Source organism: Mariniluteicoccus flavus (genome assembly GCF_054776655.1).
Genome location: NZ_BAAHBN010000001.1, coordinates 620,238 through 637,812, shown reverse-complemented (window position 1 = coordinate 637,812; position 17,575 = coordinate 620,238). Strand labels below are relative to the sequence as shown.

Below are 17,575 nucleotides of genomic sequence, written 5' to 3'. Positions count from 1 at the left end.
ATGTTCGACATCGGCCGCAGCAAGCGGGCCCCCCGCGCGTTCTCGCTCGACGACATCACGATCGTCCCCTCGCGCCGCACGCGCGGCATGGAGGAGGTGTCGCTGAAGTGGAAGATCGACGCGGTCGAGTTCGAGTTCCCGATGGTGGCGGCGCCGATGGACTCGGTGATGTCGCCCGAGACCGCGATCACCGTCGGCCGCCTGGGCGGCCTCGGCGTGCTCAACCTCGAGGGCCTGTGGACGCGCTATGACGACCCGCGCCCGCTGCTCGACGAGATCGCGGCCGTCGACGACCAGGTCGAGGCGACGCGCCTGATGCAGAAGCTGTACGCGGAGCCCATCCAGGCCGAGCTGATCACCGCCCGCATGAAGCAGATCCGCGACGCGGGCGTGCCGGCGGCCGGCGCGCTGTCGCCTCAGAACACCGCCGAGTTCGCGAAGACGGTCGAGGCGGCGGGGCCCGACTTCTTCGTGATCCGTGGCACGACCGTGTCGGCGGAGCATGTCTCGTCGGTGCGCGAGCCGCTGAACCTCAAGCAGTTCATCCACACGCTCGACGTGCCGGTGATCGTGGGCGGCTGCGCGACCTATCAGGCGGGGCTCCACCTGATGCGCGCCGGCGCCGCGGGCGTGCTCGTGGGGTTCGGCGGGGGTGCGGCCCACACCACGCGCGACGTGCTCGGCATCTCGGTGCCGATGGCGACGGCGATCGCCGACGTGGCCGAGGCCCGCCGTGACTATCTCGATGAGTCGGGCGGCCGCTATGTCCACGTGATCGCCGACGGCGCGGTGGGCCGCTCGGGCCACATCGCCCGGGCGATCGCCTGCGGCGCCGACGCCGTCATGGTCGGCTCGCCGCTGGCGCGCGCGACCGACGCGCCGGGCCAGGGCTGGCACTGGGGCGCCGAGGCGTGGCACGCGGAGCTGCCGCGCGGCGAGCGCGTGCGTTTCGGCCAGATCGGCACGCTGGAGGAGATCTTCACCGGTCCCTCCCACGTGGCCGACGGCACGATGAACCTCGTGGGCGCGCTGCGCCGCACGCTCGCGACGACCGGCTACACGGAGGTCAAGGAGTTCCAGCGGGTGGAGGTCGTGGTCAGCTGACGGCGGGGATGGTCGTGGCGGGGGTGTCAACCGGGGTTGCTAACTCGCTCCTTAGCAACTATGGTTGACACATGGAGAGCGCACCCCTGGATCGCGCGGCGGACCTGAGTGACCCCCGGGCCGGCCTGCGGGCGGTGAGCGCGCTGCGGCGCCTCGCCGATTCGCTGGAGCAGCAACAGGTCGAAGCGGCGCTCCGCTCCGGACTGTCGTGGTCGGACATCGGGTCCGATCTCGGGGTCACCCGTCAGGCGGTCCACAAGAAATACCACCACCGGATGCCGAGCGGCCTCGCTCCCGAGCGACGCCGCGGAACGGAGCGACCATGACCAGGCCCACCCTCGACGACTTCCTCGTCACCTATGCCGCGGCGGCGACCGAGGCGGCCCGCCTGCGTCACGCGGAGGTCGACATCGATCACCTCCTGCTCGGACTGCTGGCGGCCGGCGGCGAGCCGGCCCGGCGGCTGGCGGCCCAGGGCGTGACGCTGGCCGCGGCCCGTGGTGCCTGCGTACGACTGCAGGGCGAGGACCTCGGCGCGCTCGGCATCACCGCACCCGACACGACCGACGCCACGTCGACGGCGTCAGAGCTGGCCGACCGGGTGGCCGGGCTGCGCCTCACGCCGCGGGCCGAGCAGGCGCTGCCGCGCCACCGCGACGGCGACCTGCTGGAACACCTGCTGCGCGACGACCGCGTACGCCGGGGTCGTGACCGAGTGTGGGGGCGATCCCGACGTGCTGGCGTCGCGTGCCCCGGCGGGGACCCGGCGGGCGATCGGTGACCGACTGCTCGAGGTGGAGCAGTGGATCGGTGCCGACCCGGAGGCGGTCTATGCGCTGCTGGCGGAGCCGCGCCAGATGGTGCGCTGGAACAGCGGCATGCGCGACAGCTCGGTCGACGAGGACGGCGTGGTGCACGGCGACGAGGCCGGCGGGCTCACCGGCAATCGGCGCATGCGCGGGCGATGGGTCTGCACGGTGCTCTCGCCGCTGCGGGCCGGGCGTGCGCTGGTCGCCTGGAAGCTCGACGCGGGCGGAACGACGATGGTGGACGCGTACGAGGTCGAGGCCGACGGCGCAGGGACCCGCGTACGCCTGACCCGGGAGCGCCCCGGGCGCGGCCCGCTCGGGTGGCTCGTGGCGCGGCTCGCGCTGGTCGGCATGCGCCACCAGCTGTTGGGCCTGTCGCAGGCCGCGGCCTGACCGTCAGCTGATTTCGGTCTCGAACCGGAAGCCATGTGCGCGCAGCCGGTCGGCGTACGCATGGCCCAGCGCGGTGGCGGGCGTCCAGATGCCGCCGCGGTGGGCGTCCGGCAGGGCGAGCAGCGTACGCGCGGCCTCGCCCAGCATGATCGCCGTGCCGTCATAGCCGGGGTCGACGTCGGCGGCGACGGTGGAGGTGACGCGGGCGCCCGAGGTCGTGGTGCTGACGACCTCGACCTCGAACAGGCCGGCGGCGCGCTGGTTGTCGGACGGCCCGTCGCCGGGTTTCGGCAGGACGCGGTCGAGCACGCGGCGGCTGGGGCCGAAGGCGAGGCCGGCCACGGCGGCCGGGAGGACGCCCGCCACCGCGGCGGCGCGGGCCATGCCGCGGGCGCCGCGGCCGAGGTCGTGCACCTCGCGATAGCGGAAGGCGGGCCCATAGGCCAGGGCGCTGAGGGCGTTGCTGCGGTGGACGACCTGCCGGTTGTAGGCGCCCATGAAGAACGGTGCGCTCCAGCGATCGCCGGTGCGGCTCAGGACGACCTCGGGCTCGCGGGCGCTCGGGGCGGCGTCGCGGTCGGGGGAGAGGGCGTAGGGGTCGCCGGTCGCACGGGCGCTCTCGGCCGAGGCGCGGGCGCCGTCGACCTGGGTCTTGAGCGAGGCGATCGTGCCGCCCGACATGCCGCCGCGGAGGCGGCGCACGTGGAGCGTGGTGTCGGTGAGCTGGCCGGCGCCGGCCTCGCGCGCGGCGTCGGCGGCGTGGAGCACGGCGAGGTCGGACGGGACGGAGTCGAAGCCGCAGGAGTGGACGATGCGGGCGTGGGAGTTGGCCGCAGGCCGCTGGAACAGCTCGATGGAGTCGCGGACGAACAGCACTTCGCCGGTGAGGTCGACGTAGTCGGTGCCGGCCTTCGCACAGGCGGCGACAAGCGGGAGTCCGTGGGCGGCGTAGGGCCCGACGGTCGTGATGACGACGCGGGCGCTGTTGGCGAGGGCGTCGAGGGAGGCGGGGTCGTCGCTGTCGGCCTCGAGGACGGGCCAGTCGCCGGCGCCGGGGAGGTCGGCGCGGACGGCCTCGACCTTGGCGCGGGAGCGGCCGGCGAGGCCGATGCGGAGGTCGGGCGCATGCCGGGCGAGGTGGGCGGCGGTGAGGCGGCCGACGAAGCCGGTGCAGCCGAAGACGACGAGATCGAGGTCGCGGGTGTCGCTCATGGGTCCACCCCATCATGGCGGGGACGGGGTGGACACCAGGGGTCCGGATCATCGGGTGTAGTCACCCAGCGATCGTCATGTGCTCCGCGGCGCCGACGGGAGGGGATGGCGATCGTCGGGGGTAGTCACACGGTGATCGTCAGGCCGATGTTCTGGCCCGCGCCCGTAGAGTGGCGCCCATGACCGACGACGCCGTGGTGGACGAGCTCGAGCGCCTGCGGGCCAGCATCGACAACCTGGACGCCGCAGTGCTCCACATGCTGGCCGAGCGGTTCAAGATCACCGAGCGCGTGGGTCACCTCAAGGCGGAGCACGGGCTGCCGCCGGCCGACCCGGCGCGGGAGGCCCGCCAGATCGAACGGCTGCGGACCCTGGCGCACGACTCCCGCCTCGACCCGGCGTTCGCGGAAAAGTTCCTCAACTTCATCGTCAGTGAGGTCGTGTGGCACCACGAGCGGATCGCGCGGGAGAAGAAAGCCGACTGAACGTGAGCCTGTGGACGATCTGCAGGGATCGGGTCTCAAACCGCCGTGAGGTCGTCGAAACCCTCGATCTCTGCACATCGTCCATGACCAGCCGGTCTTTATAGGATCCCCTGGCAGTGCGGGCACCAATAACTGTGCCGTTCCTGCCCCTGCGGGCCGAACTCCTCGTGCTCGATCCTGGTGCCGCAGCGCAGGCACGGCCGTCCCGCCCGCTCGAACGTCCAGGTCCGTTGCCCCGGCCGGTCGCGTCCGGTCGTGAGGGTGTCAGAGCGGTCGAGGTTGGCCCGCAGCAACAACTGCGCCCGCACCACGAGTCGACGCAGCTTGGCCGGCTCGATCGTCCCGAGGGGCGTACGCGGGTGGATCCCCTGCAGGAACAGCGATTCCGCGCGATAGATGGTGCCGATGCCGGCGAGGTTGCGCTGGTCGAGCAGGGCTTCGCCGATGGTGCGGTCGGGCTGGGCGGTGAGTCGTCGCAGGGCCTCGTCGAGGTCCCAGTCGGGGCCCAACAGGTCGGGCCCGAGATGGCCGACGAGCTCCGATTCCCGAGTGGTGGGGACGATCGCGATGTCGTGGATGCGCAGCCCGATCGCGGTGTGCTCCGAGTTCTGCAGCACCACGCGGATCATGTGATCGGGCCCGGGCCAGCGCTGGCCCGTGTCGAGGGTCCGCCACGACCCGTCCAGCCGCAGGTGGGTGCGGAGCGTGCGCCCGTCCGACAGCCGGATCAGCTGGTGCTTGCCGCGAGGCACCACCTCCACGACTTCGGCACCCACAAGGTCGGCCGTGGCGTACGCCGGCACCCGCAGTTCGGCGCGGGTGAGCGTACGCCCGGCCAGCGCGGCGTGCAGGCGCCTGCACGCCCGGAAGACGGCATCACCTTCGGGCATGGGCGACAGTCAAGCAGATCGGGCCCGTGCTCTCGTCTCGCTGCGCTCGCTCGGAGAGCGTGGACCTGTGCTCCTCGTCTCGCTGCGCTCGCTCGGAGAGCGGTCGTCAGATGATCCATTCCGGCTCGAGCGGCTCGTCCGCCCGCTCGCGCACCTTGCCCGGGACGCCGACCACGGTGGCGGCCGCCGGCACGTCGCGGGTGACGACCGCGTTCGCGCCGATCCGCGCGCCCTGGCCCACCGTGATGGGGCCGAGGATGCGCGCGCCGGCGCCCACCACGACGCCGTCCTCGAGCGTGGGGTGGCGCTTCACCTTCGCGAGCGTCCGTCCGCCGAGGTTCACGCCGTTGTAGAGCATGCAGTCGTTGCCGATGACGGCGGTCTCGCCGATCACGACGCCCATGCCGTGGTCGATGAAGAACCGCCGCCCGATCGTCGCCCCCGGGTGGATCTCGATGCCGGTGACGCCGCGGTTGATGTGCGAAAGCACGCGGCCGGCGAGGTGGTGGCCCGAGTTCCACAGCGCGTGCGCGACGCGGTGCATCCACACCGCGTGCAGGCCGGGGTACGCGAGGACCAGCTCGGTCGTCGACCGCGCCGCGGGGTCGTTGCGCCGAGCGTTCTCCAGGTCCTCGGCGAACCAGGCCCGGACCTCGGCGAACGCGTCGGGAAGGAGCAGTCCGGTGAACCGGTCGAGGGCGACGAGGCTCATGGTCAGCCCGCCAGACCCTCGAAGAGGATGGTGGAGACATAGCGCTCGCCGAAGTCGGGGAACACCACAACGATGCGCTTGCCGGCGTTCTCGGGGCGCTGGGCGACCTCGACGGCGGCCGCGAGGGCGGCGCCCGACGAGATGCCGACCATGATGCCTTCCTCGGTGGCGGCGCGGCGGGCGAACTCGACGGCGGTGGGCGCGTCAACGGGGAGGACCTCGTCGATCACCGAGCGGTCGAGGATGTCGGGGATGAAGTTGGCCCCGATGCCCTGGATCTTGTGGGGCCCGGGCTGGCCGCCGGACAGGATCGCCGATTCCTTGGGCTCAACGGCGACCATATGGATGTCGGGGTTGCGCTGCTTGAGCACCTGGCCGACGCCGGAGATCGTGCCGCCCGTCCCGATGCCGGCAACGATGATGTCGACCTTGCCGTCGGTGTCGTTCCAGATCTCCTCGGCCGTCGTGCGGCGGTGGATGTCGATGTTGGCCTCGTTGGCGAACTGGCGGGCCAGGATCGCGTTGTCCTCCTGGGCGAGCTCCTCGGCCTTGGCGACGGCTCCCTTCATGCCCTCGGAGCCCGGGGTGAGGTGGAGCTCGGCGCCGAAGGCGCGCAGAAGCGCCTTGCGCTCGTTCGACATGGTCTCCGGCATGGCGAGCTTCACCGTGTAGCCGCGCGCCGCGCCGACCATCGCCAGCGCGATGCCGGTGTTGCCGCTCGTGCCCTCCACGATGGTCCCGCCGGGCTTGAGCTCGCCCGACTTCTCGGCCGCGTCGACGATCGCGACGCCGATGCGGTCCTTGACCGAGTTGGCCGGGTTGTAGAACTCGAGCTTGGCCACGACCTCGGCCTGGGCGTCGCCCGGGACGCGGTTGAGACGGACGAGGGGCGTGTTGCCCACCAGCTGGGTGATGTTCGCAAAGATGCTCATGCCACTATTAACAACACCTATGCACCCATTATTTCAAGTTCCGAGAAAGTTTCTCATTCCTCGGGCAGTGACCCCGGCGAGCTGAGCTCAGCCCTCGATCCACGAGGGAGCGTCCACCGTCAGCAGCGGCGCGCCGTCGCGCGCCACCCCGCCGCGCAGCGGCATGGCGGTGATGGTGTCGGAGTCGCGGCAGGCCACCAGTACGCGGCCGCTGTCGATGAACAGGTTCTGCGGCCAGTCACCGCCAGGATCGTGCTCGCCCAGCAGTTCGGGGGCGTGCGTACACAGGATGGACGCGACCGTGTCGATGCCGCGATTGGCGACGTAGGCCATGCGGCCGTCGGCCGCGGCGACGATGTCGGACGGATAGTTGCGTACGCCGTCGTCGGCCTCCCGCAGGGTGCTGGGGCAGATCTCCCAGACGCCGTCGTCGTCGAGTGATCCCACGAGGACGGTCGAGTTGAGCTCGCCGGAGATCGCGACGCGGCCCGCGCCCAGGTGGGCGAGGTGGCGGGGCCCGGTGCCGGGCGGCACGGCGAGGCGCCGCTGCTCGGTGAGGCCGTGGCGCCAGGCGAAGACGATGACGGCGTCGGCGCCGAGGTCGGTCAGGACCAGGTCGCGCCGCACGAACGCGACGTGGTGGGGGTGGCTGCCGCGCTGGCGGTCGGGGTCGGGGCCGGACCCCGTCATCTCCATCACCTCCGGGTTCCTGGGCACCCCGCGCTCGTCGAGGTCGAAGCGCGCGACGCTGCCCCCGTAGTTCGCGACCGCCAACACCTTCCCGTCGGGGGAGACCGCGACCGAGCACGGCTCCATCCCGCCCGTGGGCACGTCGGTCAGTGGGGCACCGTCCAACGACCACGCGTGCAGGCGGCCGCCGTGGGCCTCACAGCCGAGGCCATAGATGACCGGCAGCCGGGGGTGCCGCTCCAGCGCGGACACCTGCGGAGCGGGTGCGAGCAGCACCGCGCTGCCGTCCTCGGCGGCGTACAGGCCGTCGGGGTCGGTGACGGTCGAGGGGGCGCTGGTCCGCGTGGCGATCCACATGGCGCCGATCCTAGGCGGGTCTGACCGGGGTGGAGGCGACCGGGTGGGGCGCATGGCCAGCATTTGCCGCGCCTTGAAAGACTGGGACACGACCGAGGGCCGAACGACATCGTGAGGGGTGCTGTGACGCGCATCAGGGCCGTGCTGGTCGCCCTGCTGGCGGCCTGTCTGCTCGTCGCCTCCTGTACGCGGGCTCCCGACCGCCCGCCGTCCGACGGGCTCGTCGATGCGGGCGACTGGGCGGCCCGCCAGAAGGCGTACCTCCAGATCGCCACCGAGCGCATCGACCCGAACTCCCTCGACAGCCTCATCGCCGCCACCGGCCGAGCGCGCGGCGAGGCCGGCTTCGCGTGGGACGCGCGGAAGGTCACGACCGCGGGGCTCGCACCCGTGCTCGCCAAGGTCGAGCAGCACCGCGACACCAGTGACTTCGACCTGATGCGGCTGTGGGTCCTGTGGCACGACGCGCGGGACGAGCTCCCTGCACCCGTCCGCGACGCGTTGCAGGCAAGGATTCTCGGCTATCGCTACTGGTACACCGACCCCCAGCCGCGCGACGGCGTCGATCACAAGTGGTTCTGGTCGGAGAACCATCGCATCATCGCGCACACGCTGGAATATCTGGCCGGCAAGGACTTTGCGGACACGCGCTTCGCGGTCTCGGGTGAACCGGGGCGCGTCCACGCCGACCGCGGGCGCCAGCGAATCCTTGCCTGGTTGGACGAGAAGGCGCGCTGGGGATTCTCGGAGTGGCACTCGGATGTCTATTACCTCGCCGACATCGAGGCGCTCGTCCTGCTCGCGGAGCACGGCGACGACGAGGTGTCGGGGCGTGCGTCGGCAATGCTCGACTCGATGCTCCTCGACCTGGCCCTCCACCAGTTCAAGGGGAACATGGGGTCGACCCACGGCCGCTCCTACATGAAGGACAAGGCCCGCTCCGAGACCCAGGACGTCCACAACCTCATCCAGTTCCTGTTCGCCACGAGCCCCGAGGGATACACGCCGACGCCCGACTTCGCGTCGCTGCTCTTCGCGACATCGACGCGCTATCGCCTCCCCGAGGCGATCCGGCGGGTGGCGACCGACCCCGCGACCATGACCGACCGCGAGCGCATGGGTGTCCACCTCGACCTCACGGCTCCCTTCGGCGAGGCGACCCCGCCGCCCGGCACGTCGTTCACCGACCCGAACGCGCTGGCGTTCTGGTGGGACCGCGGCGCGATGACGGCGTGGCCGATCGTTCCCCTGTCCCTGCAGGCGATCCGCGAGCACAGGCTGTGGACCACCGACCTGTTCTCGCCGCTGGGCCCACTGCTGAAACGCGGCGATGTCCAGAACCCCATGGCGGCGCAGTACGCCGCGTACGCGCTCGGCTGCCAGATCAACCAGGGGCTCCTGACGCGCGCGAACACCGTCACCCACCGCACCGCCGACGCCATGCTGTCGAGCGTGCAGGACTACCGCGCGGGGTGTTTCGGAAGGCAATACCACGCGTGGCAGGCGACGCTCGGCTCGGATGCGGTGGTCTTCACGACCCATCCCGGCAACTCCGACCAGGGGCGCTGGGACGACCGCGACCTCTATTGGAACGGCGGCGTGACCATGCCGCGGGTGGCCCAGTCGAACGGCGCGCTGATCGCGGTCTACGCCCCGGCGTACGCGTCGGGGGAGGGTGACGAGGCGAACTTCCTGGCCATGACGCACGCCTATTTCCCGACCGAGAAGTTCGACGAGGTCCGCCAGGTCGGCCACTGGGTCTTCGGCCGCAAGGGCGACGGCTATGTCGCTCTGTGGTCCCACCGGGAGGCCGAGTTCCGTGACCCGGGACCGAACCCGGCGGGGCTGAAGAAGCGCTATGACCTCGTGGCGATCGGCGGAGCCGACAACGTGTGGATCTCGGAGGTCGGCCAGAAGGCGCGCTGGGGCTCGTTCGACGCGTTCGTCGAGGCCCATCGGGCCGCGCCGGTTCGCGTCACGCCCCGCCCCGAGCGCGCGCCGGGTGTGCCGGGCGGGTTCGAGGTCGCGTACGTGTCCCCGGCCGAGCGGCAGCTGGAATTCGGCACCGAGGGTCCTTTCCGCGTCGCGGGCCGCGAGGTCGCCCTGCACCCGGCTCCGCGGATGGACAACCCGTACGCGACCGTCGGCCCGGAGCAGCCGGCGATGACGGTCACGGCGGGGGACCAGCGGTGGTCGATGGACCTGGCGACGGGGCGGCGGGGTCCGGGCTGAGCGTGAGTCATTCGAGACGTTCCACGTTCGGATGGCCGCCGGGTTGGTTCAAGGCCGGGAGGACGCACGACGGCCCCGCCTCCCGAAGGAAGCGGGGCCGGGTTGAGGCGTGGAACGCTCTCCGAGCGAGGCCGCTTGCGGCCGAGACGAGGAGTGCTCCTCGTCTCGCTGGCGCTCGCTCGGAGAACGTGGGGCTCCTCGTCTCGCTGCGCTCGCTCGGAGAACGTGGGGCTCCTCGTCTCGCTGCGCTCGCTCGGAGAGCGTTGGGGCTCCTCGTCTCGCTGGCGCTCGCTCGGAGAACGTCGTGCTCACACGTCGAAGTTGACTCCCTGCGCCAGCGGCAGCGCGCCCGAGTAGTTGATCGTGTTCGTCGCCCGGCGCATGTACGCCTGCCACGCGTCGGAGCCCGACTCGCGGCCGCCGCCGGTCTCCTTCTCGCCGCCGAACGCGCCGCCGATCTCGGCGCCCGAGGTGCCGATGTTGACGTTCGCAATGCCGCAGTCGGAGCCCTCGGCCGACACGAACAGCTCGGCTTCGGCGAGGTCGGAGGTGAAGATCGACGACGACAGGCCCTGGGGCACGTCGTTGTTGATCGCGATGGCGTCGCGGACCTCGCCGGAATAGGTCAGCACATAGGTGACCGGCGCGAACGTCTCCGAGCGCACGATGTCGGTCTGGCCCGGCATGCGGACGATCGCGGGCTCGACATAGAACGCGTTCGGCGCCTCGTCGGCCAGGCGACGGCCGCCGCCGACGACGAGCTCGCCGCCCTGCTCCTGGGCCGCCTTCACGGCGCCCTCGAAGCCCTCGAAGGAGCGCTGGTCGATCAGCGGCCCGACCAGGGTGCCCTCGGCGCGCGGGTCGCCGATGGGGAGCTTCGCGTACACGGCCTTGAGGCGCGACACCAGCTCGTCGGCGATCGACTCGTGGGCGATGACGCGGCGCATGGTGGTGCAGCGCTGGCCAGCGGTGCCGGCGGCGGCGAAGACGATGCCGCGGACGGCGAGGTCGAGGTCGGCCGACGGCGCGACGATCGCCGCGTTGTTGCCGCCGAGCTCGAGCAGCGAGCGGCCGAAGCGGTCGGCGACGCGGGGGCCGACGGCCTTGCCCATGCGGGTCGAGCCGGTGGCCGACAGCAGCGCGACGCCCAGGTGGTCGACGAGCTTCTCGCCCACGTCGGCCGCGCCGATGACGACCTGAGACAGGCCGGCGGGGGCCCCGCAGTCGGCCAGCGCGCGCTGCATCAGCGCGTTGCTCGCCAGCGCACACATCGGGGCGGCCTCCGACGGCTTCCAGATCACGGGGTCGCCGCAGACGATGGCGAGCGCGGTGTTCCACGACCACACGGCGACGGGGAAGTTGAAGGCCGAGATGACGCCGACGACGCCCAGCGGGTGCCAGGTCTCCATCAGGCGGTGGCCGGGGCGCTCCGACACCATCGTCTTGCCATAGAGCTGGCGCGACAGGCCGACGGCGAACTCGCAGATGTCGATCATCTCCTGCACCTCGCCGAGGGCCTCGGAGGTGATCTTGCCGACCTCGATCGACACGAGCTCGCCGAGGTCGGCCTTGTGCTCGGTCAACAGCTCGCCGAGACGCTTGACGACGGCGCCGCGGACCGGGGCCGGGACGGTACGCCAGTCGGCGAACGCCTCGGACGCCGTGGCGACCATGCCGTCGACCTCGTCGGCGGTGTTCCAGCGCACGCGGTGGGCGACCTCGCCGTTGATCGGCGACGTGACGTCCTGGTCACCCTGGACGGCGTCCCAGTCGACGCCGCAGGCGACGGCTGCGGCCTTCGCGCGGGCGGCGAGGTCCTCGGCGGTGGGAATGGCTGTGGTCACGGTGTCCAACTTTCGTTTCGGTGGCGGTGCTTCGAGTGCGGTGAGATGGGGGCCGGCGTACGCGGCCTCAGACGATGTTGAACTCCGGCCGCAGGTCGGCGCTGGCGAAGCGGCGCGCGTCCATGCCGGAGACGTCGACGAAGGGTTCGGTGCCAAGGTACAGGTCGCGCATGACCTCGCCGCACGCCGGACCCTGCAGGAACCCGTGGCCGGCGAACCCCGTGCAGTAGAGGAATCGGGACACGCCCTCGGCCTCGCCGATCAGGGCGTTGTGGTCGGGGGTGTTCTCATAGAGCCCGGCCCAACCGGAGGCGAAACCGACCTCGGCCAGCGAGGGGATGCGGCGCTCCATCGCCTCGGCGAGCTCGTCGAGCCAGTCGTCGGTCTGGGTGGTGTGGAAGCCGGGCTCCTGCTGCGAATAGGACATGCCGAGCAGCAGTCCGGGCCCCTCGTTGTGGAAATAGAGCGTCGTGGCCTGGTCGATGGTGAACGGCGTGTCCGCCGGCAGTCCCGGGATCGCTTCGGTGATGAGGATCTGGCGCTTCAGCGGCTCGACAGGCAGGGAGACGCCCACCCAGTCGCCGACCTGCTTGGACCACGCGCCGGCCGCGCAGATGACCGTGTCGGTCTCGACGCGCCCCGCCTCGGTCTCGACTCCCCGGATCTGGCCGTCGACGACGTCGATGCCGGTCACGCGGCAGTTGTTCACCAGCGTCGCGCCGGCCTTCCGCGCCGCGCGGACATAGCCGCCCACGACCGACTCCGGCGTGCAGTGGCCGTCACGCGGCGTCCAGGCGGCGGCGACCAGCCCGTCGGTGGAGATGTAGGGCGAGCGCCGCTTCGCCTCCTCGACCGAGATGATGTGGCTCTCGAGCCCGAGCCCGGTCTGCAGCTCGGCGTTGCGCTCGAACGCCTTCAGCGCCTGGTCGTTGTCGAGCAGGAAAAGATAGCCGACCTGGTGGAGGTCGATGTCCTGGTCGAACTTTTGCTGGAAGTTCTCGAACGTCTCGAGGCTGCGTGCGCCGAGCTGGATGTTCACCTCGTCGGAAAACTGCGCGCGTACGCCGCCCGCCGCGCGGCAGGTCGACGCCTCGCCGAACCCGGCCGCCTCGAGCAGCAGCACGTCGGTGACGCCGGCGTTCGCGAGCTCGTACGCGGTGGCGACGCCCATGACGCCTCCACCGATGATGACGACGCTGGCGCGGGAGGGGAGAGTTGCCATGGTTTTCCTTGCCGGGTTGAAGATCGCGGGTGGTCGGGTCGAGCAGGGTCGGGGCGCGCGGCGGCGTCAGCGCGTGATCGCCGCGAGTCCCAGCCGCGCGGCGGCGGCGTCGAGGGACGCGTCCGACTGGGCAGCGTACAGCTCCTCGGGCGCCTTGATCGCCCGCCCGATCACCGACGAGAGCCAGTCCATGTCGCGCTCGGTCGCCTGCTGCGACTCATCCTTCGCGCCGCGGCTGGTGAGGTTGGAGTTGAAGATGCCGGCGGCCGACCGCGGCAGGAAGTCCTCATAGACGATCGGCTCGGCGGTCAGCCAACCCTCGGCGATCAGGGTCTGGAGGTCGGCGCCGTCGGGGCGTCCGCCGGCCAGCCTCTGCTCGTCGACCTCGTAGTGGAAATACGCCAATCCCTGCTGGTGCAGCTCTTCCTCGGTGCGGGGGCACATCTCGCGCCACACGTCACGCGCCACGTCCACGCGTACGCCGCCCTCGGTCTCGGCGAGTCGGCGGTCGGACTCGGCGGTCATCGCGTCGAACAGTTCGCGGCCCTTGGGCGTGAGGGCGATGCCGCGCTGCTCGACCTCGCCGAAGCGTACGCGCAGCTGGCCGGTGGTAACCGAGCCGTCGGCCTCGCGGAAGGCGCGGTCCTCGGCGAGCGCGCGGAACGATGTCTGACGCAGCAGGAGGTCGGGGCCCTCCCAGCCGGGCGGTCCCTGGATCTCGGAGATCATCTCGATGCCCAACGCCTGCATGGATTCATAGAGGTCGTCGATGTCCAGCACGCGCGGGGTGAGGTGGTTGATGTGGGTCGAGGTGATGCCGCCGATGTCGGCCGCGACGCCGGAGACGGCGGACAGCTCCTCATACCAGGCGCGGTCGACGGGCTCGGTCGACAACTCGAACGCCTCGCCCGCCAGCTGGAGGAAGCGGTCGGCGTCGGCGTCCTCGAGGCCGCCCTGCGCCTCCGCGCGATCGGCCAGCTCCAGCAGCTCCGGCCCGAACAGCTCGCGCGCGTCGAGGAACGCGATCAGGCGGCGCTCCTGGTCCTCGGTGAAGAAGCGGCGGTCCTGCGGCACCAGCATCGACGTGAACACGCGGAACGGGTTCTTCGCGAGCTCGTCGGCGTCGTGGGGGCGATAGGCCGTCGACACGACGGGGATCGGCTGGGGCTGGGCGTCGCGGAGGTCATAGAACCCCGTCGGATACATGCCGAACGCGCCGAACACGCGCGCCACCTGCGACATCTCCGCCGGCGACCCCACGCGGATCGCGCCGTGGCGCTCGGCCGTCACGCGGTCGATGGTGCCGAGCCGTTCGGCGGCGGCCCCCTCGCGATCCATCACGCGCCGGTTCACCTGCGTGGAGACGTCCACGAGCGTGTTGTACGCGGGGACCTCGCCGCCATAGAGCTCGGCCAGGCGGACGGCGAAGCGTGCGCGCAGCTGCCAGGTGGGAACGAGGGCCATCGTGTCTCCAATGCGTGGTGGGTCGCGGCGTGCGACGAATACGTGCTGGGGCCCAAGCCAAGCCTGCCCCGCTCCCATCGGCCAGCGATCAAGGGCGTGGGTCCGTTGCGGTGGGTCAAGATTCTCTTGCGCTGCCCGCGGGGCGATGGGCGGGCCCGGAGGCCATGCTGGAGGCCGGACCGAGAGGAGAAACACCATGACGCAGCGCCCCACGACCCCGCCCGAGCCGACCCAGCACGAGATCTCGTTGCTGTCGGCCGACGCCGTCCGGGAGGTCTTCGACCCGCGTACGGCGCTCGAGTCCCAGCGCGCCGCGTTCACCGCGCTCGGCGCCGGAGCCGCGGTGCTGCCCGCGCGGCTGCTGCTGCCGGGCAGCGATGACGCGTCGGCCTTCTGCTACGCCGCCCGCCTCTCGCCCGACGGTCCCGCGGTGTCGAAGTTCGGCAGCGTTAACCCGGCCAACAGCGGCCGGGGCCTTCCGGCGATCTCGGCCGTCATCACCGTGCTGGACCCGGCCACCGGCCGGCCGCAGGCGATCATGGACGGCACCGTGGTCACGACCCTGCGTACGGCCGCCGCGTCGGTGCTGGCGGCCCAGGTCCTCGGGGCCGACAGCGGCGTGCTGGCGGTCATCGGCTCGGGGGTGCAGGCCGCGGCCCACCTCGAGGCGCTCGCGGCGGTCTGCCCCGCGCGTGAGGTGCGGCTGTTCGGGCGCGACGCCGACGCCGCCCGCCGGTGCGCGGACCAGGCGCCGGGCCCGCAGGTGCGCGTGTGCGCGACCGCGGAAGAAGCCGTACGCGGGGCCTCGCTGATCGTCACCGCCACCACGTCGGTCGAGCCCGTCCTCGAGGCCGACTGGGTCGCGCCCGGCGCCACCGTGATCAGCGTGGGGTCGTTCGCCGCCGACCGGCACGAGCTCGACCAGGCGCTGGTCTCGCGCGCGGCCGCCGTGGTCGTCGACGACCTCGAGACCGCGCTCGAACACGCGGGCCCGGTCGTGCGGGCGGTCGCCGAAGGGACGCTGCGGCGCGAGGACATCGCCGACCTCGGCGCGGTGCTGACCGGGGGGCGCCCGTGGCGGCGCGAGGCCGGTGAGATCGTCTACTACAACTCGGTCGGCATGGGGGTGCAGGACGCCGCAGCCGCGGCAGCGATCGCGGAGGCGGTGGCGCAGCGGCCGGAGCTGGGGAGGCGGATGGTGTGGTGACCCTTCGACTCGCTGCGCTCGCTCAGGGAGCGTGGGGGTGACCCTTCGACTCGCTGCGCTCGCTCAGGGAGCGTGGGGGTGACCCTTCGACTCGCTGCGCTCGCTCAGGGAGCGTGGGGGCGCTGCGCTCGCTCAGGGAGCGTCGGTGTCGCAGTCCGCTGCCGCCGCCTGCAGCGCCGCGATCGCCTGTGCCACGTGGGGGCCCGCCGGTCCACGGTGGGTCAGGAAGATGTGGCGGCGGACGTCGACGCCGGCCAGGCGTACGGCCTTCACGCCGGGGGTCTCCAGGTGGCCGAGCGTGGGCACCAGCGCGATGCCGAGCCCGGCCTGCACCAGCCCACGGATGACGGCGTAGTTGTCGGAGCGATACGCGATCTGGGGCTCGAACCCCTCTTTGGCGCACAGCCGCTGGAGGCACATCGCACATGACGTGGGCTCGGTGGTGTTGATCCACACCTCCTCGGCGAGCCGGCCGAGCGCCACCTCGTGGTGGTCAGCCAGCGGGTGGCTCTCCGGCAGCAGCAGCACCAGCGGATCCTCGAGCAGCGGGAGCCGCTGGATGCCGCGCGGCCAGGGGCGCGGCACGAGGTCATAGCGATAGACCAGCGCGAGGTCGAGCTCGCCGTCCGCGATCAGGGGAAGCAGCTGGTCGGGCTCGCCCTCGTCGAGGTGGACCTCGAGGTCCGGGTGGTCGCGGCGGTGGGCGGCGAGCCAGCGGGGGATGATGCGCTCGCTCGCGGTCGCGAAGCTGCCGACGCGCAGCAGCCCGCGCTGCCCCTCGGCCAGGCCCGACACCTCGTCCTCCAGTTGCGCGATGACGGCCAGCACCTCGTGGGCGTGCTCCGCCAGGAACTCGGCCGCCGGGGTCGGGCGTACGCTGTGGGCCTCGCGTTCGAACAGGGTCAGGCGCACGGCGCGTTCGAGGCTCGCGATCTGTTGGCTGACCGCCGATCCGGTGTAGCCGAGGCGGCGCGCGGCGTCGGCGAACGAGCCCGTGCGCACCACGGTGACCAATGTGCGCAGGTGGATCGGGTTGAGCACAAGTTCTCCTTCCGGGCAGACCGCACCATCCGGACAAATCCGTGCAATCCTGTGACGGGCGCCACTTTGCCAGCGCAAGACGTGCTTAAGCAAGCCTGATCATCGCTGATGCTGAGTTCCCTTCCCAAGGGTCCTCGGGTCGGGCATTGTCGGGGCTCAACCGCCGGTGCCGGCGTACAACGTGCACCATGTCGAAGCCGGGAGTCGAAACTCGATGACGCAATCTGTAAGCCCACCCGCGATCGTTCTGGAATCGGTGGCCAAGAGCTTCGGTGACAACGAGGTCCTGGCCGACGTCTCCATGAGCGTCCGCGAGGGCGAGGTGTGCGCGATGATCGGGCCGTCGGGCGCCGGCAAGAGCACGCTGCTGCGCTGCATCAACCTGCTCGAGCGCCCCGACCACGGGCTGATCACCGTCGAGGGCCACACCATCGACGCCGACAAGAAGTTCTCCCCGGCCGCACTGGCCAAGCTGCGCCGCGAGGTCGGCATGGTCTTCCAGCACTTCAACCTCTTCCCCCACCTGTCGGTGCTGCGCAACGTCTCGCTGCCGCAGCAACGCGTGCTGGGCCGCTCGAAGTCGGAGGCCGACGCCCGCTCGATGTCCCTGCTGGAGCGCGTGGGCCTGGCCGACAAGGCGAGCCAATATCCGGGCCGCTGCTCCGGCGGCCAGCAGCAGCGCATCGCGATCGCACGAGCGCTGGCGCTCGACCCCAAGGTGATGTTGTTCGACGAGCCGACGTCGGCGCTCGACCCCGAATATGGCCTCGAGGTGCTCGGCGTCATGCGCGAGCTGGCTGCCGAGGGCATGACGATGGTCGTCGTCACCCACGAGATGCAGTTCGCCCGCGACGTGTCCGACCACCTGGTCGTCATGGCGAACGGGCGCATCATCGAGGAGGGCGACCCGCGCGAGATCTTCGCCGCGCCGGCCCACGAGCGCACGAAGAAGTTCCTCAGCGCCGTCCTGGAACGGTGAGC

At 71.5% G+C, this 17,575-nt stretch carries 17 protein-coding genes; 8 read left to right on the top strand and 9 right to left on the bottom strand.

The window, feature by feature from the left end:
* The 4 genes from ACYVAG_RS03170 (at position 1) to ACYVAG_RS03155 (ending at position 2,306) form a co-directional block, all read left to right on the top strand.
* Positions 1–1,104, top strand: a complete 1,104-nt coding sequence (locus ACYVAG_RS03170; protein WP_460766379.1) for a GuaB3 family IMP dehydrogenase-related protein — start codon at positions 1–3, stop codon at positions 1,102–1,104.
* A gap of 71 nt (positions 1,105–1,175) precedes the next feature.
* Positions 1,176–1,430, top strand: coding sequence for an RNA polymerase subunit sigma-70 (locus tag ACYVAG_RS03165; protein WP_460766376.1), 255 nt, complete (start codon positions 1,176–1,178; stop codon positions 1,428–1,430).
* The gene (locus tag ACYVAG_RS03160; RefSeq protein WP_460766373.1) at positions 1,427–1,885 is read left to right on the top strand and encodes a Clp protease N-terminal domain-containing protein; all 459 of its coding nucleotides are present in this window, start codon (positions 1,427–1,429) and stop codon (positions 1,883–1,885) included. The genes ACYVAG_RS03165 and ACYVAG_RS03160 overlap by 4 nt, the downstream gene beginning before the upstream one ends.
* Complete coding sequence (locus ACYVAG_RS03155; RefSeq protein ID WP_460766370.1) at positions 1,812–2,306, top strand: SRPBCC family protein; 495 nt, start codon at positions 1,812–1,814, stop codon at positions 2,304–2,306. Before ACYVAG_RS03160 ends, ACYVAG_RS03155 begins: the two co-directional genes overlap by 74 nt.
* Before the next feature lie 3 nt (positions 2,307–2,309).
* On the opposite strand, the gene ACYVAG_RS03150 is transcribed toward ACYVAG_RS03155, so the two are convergent.
* Positions 2,310–3,518: a saccharopine dehydrogenase family protein gene (locus tag ACYVAG_RS03150; RefSeq protein ID WP_460766367.1), complete on the bottom strand. Its 1,209-nt coding sequence runs from the start codon at positions 3,516–3,518 to the stop codon at positions 2,310–2,312.
* 179 nt (positions 3,519–3,697) lie between these two features.
* Between ACYVAG_RS03150 and ACYVAG_RS03145 the strand changes: the two genes are divergently transcribed.
* Positions 3,698–4,003, top strand: a complete 306-nt coding sequence (locus ACYVAG_RS03145) for a chorismate mutase (RefSeq protein ID WP_460766364.1) — start codon at positions 3,698–3,700, stop codon at positions 4,001–4,003.
* A 98-nt stretch (positions 4,004–4,101) separates the two neighbouring features.
* Here the strand turns inward: ACYVAG_RS03145 and ACYVAG_RS03140 are convergent, their stop codons facing one another.
* The 4 genes from ACYVAG_RS03140 to ACYVAG_RS03125 form a co-directional block, all read right to left on the bottom strand.
* Positions 4,102–4,893: an Fpg/Nei family DNA glycosylase gene (locus ACYVAG_RS03140; protein WP_460766361.1), complete on the bottom strand. Its 792-nt coding sequence runs from the start codon at positions 4,891–4,893 to the stop codon at positions 4,102–4,104.
* Positions 4,894–4,999: 106 nt separating this feature from the next.
* Positions 5,000–5,605: a serine O-acetyltransferase EpsC gene (gene epsC, locus ACYVAG_RS03135; protein ID WP_460766357.1), complete on the bottom strand. Its 606-nt coding sequence runs from the start codon at positions 5,603–5,605 to the stop codon at positions 5,000–5,002.
* 2 nt (positions 5,606–5,607) lie between these two features.
* Positions 5,608–6,537, bottom strand: a complete 930-nt coding sequence (gene cysK, locus ACYVAG_RS03130; RefSeq protein ID WP_460766354.1) for a cysteine synthase A — start codon at positions 6,535–6,537, stop codon at positions 5,608–5,610.
* An 87-nt stretch (positions 6,538–6,624) separates the two neighbouring features.
* Positions 6,625–7,584, bottom strand: a complete 960-nt coding sequence (locus tag ACYVAG_RS03125; protein ID WP_460766351.1) for a lactonase family protein — start codon at positions 7,582–7,584, stop codon at positions 6,625–6,627.
* 123 nt (positions 7,585–7,707) lie between these two features.
* Between ACYVAG_RS03125 and ACYVAG_RS03120 the strand changes: the two genes are divergently transcribed.
* Positions 7,708–9,816, top strand: a complete 2,109-nt coding sequence (locus ACYVAG_RS03120) for a hypothetical protein (RefSeq protein ID WP_460766348.1) — start codon at positions 7,708–7,710, stop codon at positions 9,814–9,816.
* 308 nt (positions 9,817–10,124) lie between these two features.
* On the opposite strand, the gene amaB is transcribed toward ACYVAG_RS03120, so the two are convergent.
* The 3 genes from amaB to hglS all read right to left on the bottom strand — a co-directional run bounded on the left by amaB (position 10,125) and on the right by hglS (position 14,346).
* Positions 10,125–11,660: an L-piperidine-6-carboxylate dehydrogenase gene (gene amaB, locus ACYVAG_RS03115; RefSeq protein ID WP_460766345.1), complete on the bottom strand. Its 1,536-nt coding sequence runs from the start codon at positions 11,658–11,660 to the stop codon at positions 10,125–10,127.
* Positions 11,661–11,727: 67 nt separating this feature from the next.
* On the bottom strand, positions 11,728–12,882 hold the full coding sequence (locus tag ACYVAG_RS03110) for an NAD(P)/FAD-dependent oxidoreductase (protein ID WP_460766342.1): 1,155 nt from the start codon (positions 12,880–12,882) through the stop codon (positions 11,728–11,730).
* Between the two features lie 66 nt (positions 12,883–12,948).
* Entirely contained in the window at positions 12,949–14,346 is a 1,398-nt protein-coding gene (hglS, locus tag ACYVAG_RS03105; protein WP_460766339.1) for a 2-oxoadipate dioxygenase/decarboxylase, read from the bottom strand.
* Positions 14,347–14,542: 196 nt separating this feature from the next.
* Between hglS and ACYVAG_RS03100 the strand changes: the two genes are divergently transcribed.
* Complete coding sequence (locus tag ACYVAG_RS03100) at positions 14,543–15,553, top strand: ornithine cyclodeaminase family protein (protein ID WP_460766336.1); 1,011 nt, start codon at positions 14,543–14,545, stop codon at positions 15,551–15,553.
* A 132-nt stretch (positions 15,554–15,685) separates the two neighbouring features.
* Here ACYVAG_RS03100 and ACYVAG_RS03095 read toward each other — a convergent pair whose 3' ends face one another.
* On the bottom strand, positions 15,686–16,594 hold the full coding sequence (locus tag ACYVAG_RS03095; RefSeq protein ID WP_460766334.1) for a LysR substrate-binding domain-containing protein: 909 nt from the start codon (positions 16,592–16,594) through the stop codon (positions 15,686–15,688).
* A 214-nt stretch (positions 16,595–16,808) separates the two neighbouring features.
* On the opposite strand from ACYVAG_RS03095, the gene ACYVAG_RS03090 reads away from it, so the two are divergent.
* Entirely contained in the window at positions 16,809–17,573 is a 765-nt protein-coding gene (locus ACYVAG_RS03090) for an amino acid ABC transporter ATP-binding protein (RefSeq protein WP_460766332.1), read from the top strand.
* Positions 17,574–17,575 lie beyond the last annotated feature (2 nt).

What these genes read in the sequence shown, in the direction of transcription:
- ACYVAG_RS03140 (WP_460766361.1), bottom strand. Translation starts at nt 4,893, where the DNA reads ATGCCCGAAGGTGATGCCGTCTTCCGGGCGTGCAGGCGCCTGCACGCC.
- ACYVAG_RS03145 (WP_460766364.1), top strand. Translation starts at nt 3,698, where the DNA reads ATGACCGACGACGCCGTGGTGGACGAGCTCGAGCGCCTGCGGGCCAGC.
- ACYVAG_RS03170 (WP_460766379.1), top strand. Translation starts at nt 1, where the DNA reads ATGTTCGACATCGGCCGCAGCAAGCGGGCCCCCCGCGCGTTCTCGCTC.
- ACYVAG_RS03090 (WP_460766332.1), top strand. Translation starts at nt 16,809, where the DNA reads ATGACGCAATCTGTAAGCCCACCCGCGATCGTTCTGGAATCGGTGGCC.
- ACYVAG_RS03125 (WP_460766351.1), bottom strand. Translation starts at nt 7,584, where the DNA reads ATGTGGATCGCCACGCGGACCAGCGCCCCCTCGACCGTCACCGACCCC.
- ACYVAG_RS03110 (WP_460766342.1), bottom strand. Translation starts at nt 12,882, where the DNA reads ATGGCAACTCTCCCCTCCCGCGCCAGCGTCGTCATCATCGGTGGAGGC.
- ACYVAG_RS03160 (WP_460766373.1), top strand. Translation starts at nt 1,427, where the DNA reads ATGACCAGGCCCACCCTCGACGACTTCCTCGTCACCTATGCCGCGGCG.
- ACYVAG_RS03100 (WP_460766336.1), top strand. Translation starts at nt 14,543, where the DNA reads ATGACGCAGCGCCCCACGACCCCGCCCGAGCCGACCCAGCACGAGATC.
- ACYVAG_RS03165 (WP_460766376.1), top strand. Translation starts at nt 1,176, where the DNA reads ATGGAGAGCGCACCCCTGGATCGCGCGGCGGACCTGAGTGACCCCCGG.
- cysK (WP_460766354.1), bottom strand. Translation starts at nt 6,537, where the DNA reads ATGAGCATCTTTGCGAACATCACCCAGCTGGTGGGCAACACGCCCCTC.
- hglS (WP_460766339.1), bottom strand. Translation starts at nt 14,346, where the DNA reads ATGGCCCTCGTTCCCACCTGGCAGCTGCGCGCACGCTTCGCCGTCCGC.
- epsC (WP_460766357.1), bottom strand. Translation starts at nt 5,605, where the DNA reads ATGAGCCTCGTCGCCCTCGACCGGTTCACCGGACTGCTCCTTCCCGAC.
- ACYVAG_RS03150 (WP_460766367.1), bottom strand. Translation starts at nt 3,518, where the DNA reads ATGAGCGACACCCGCGACCTCGATCTCGTCGTCTTCGGCTGCACCGGC.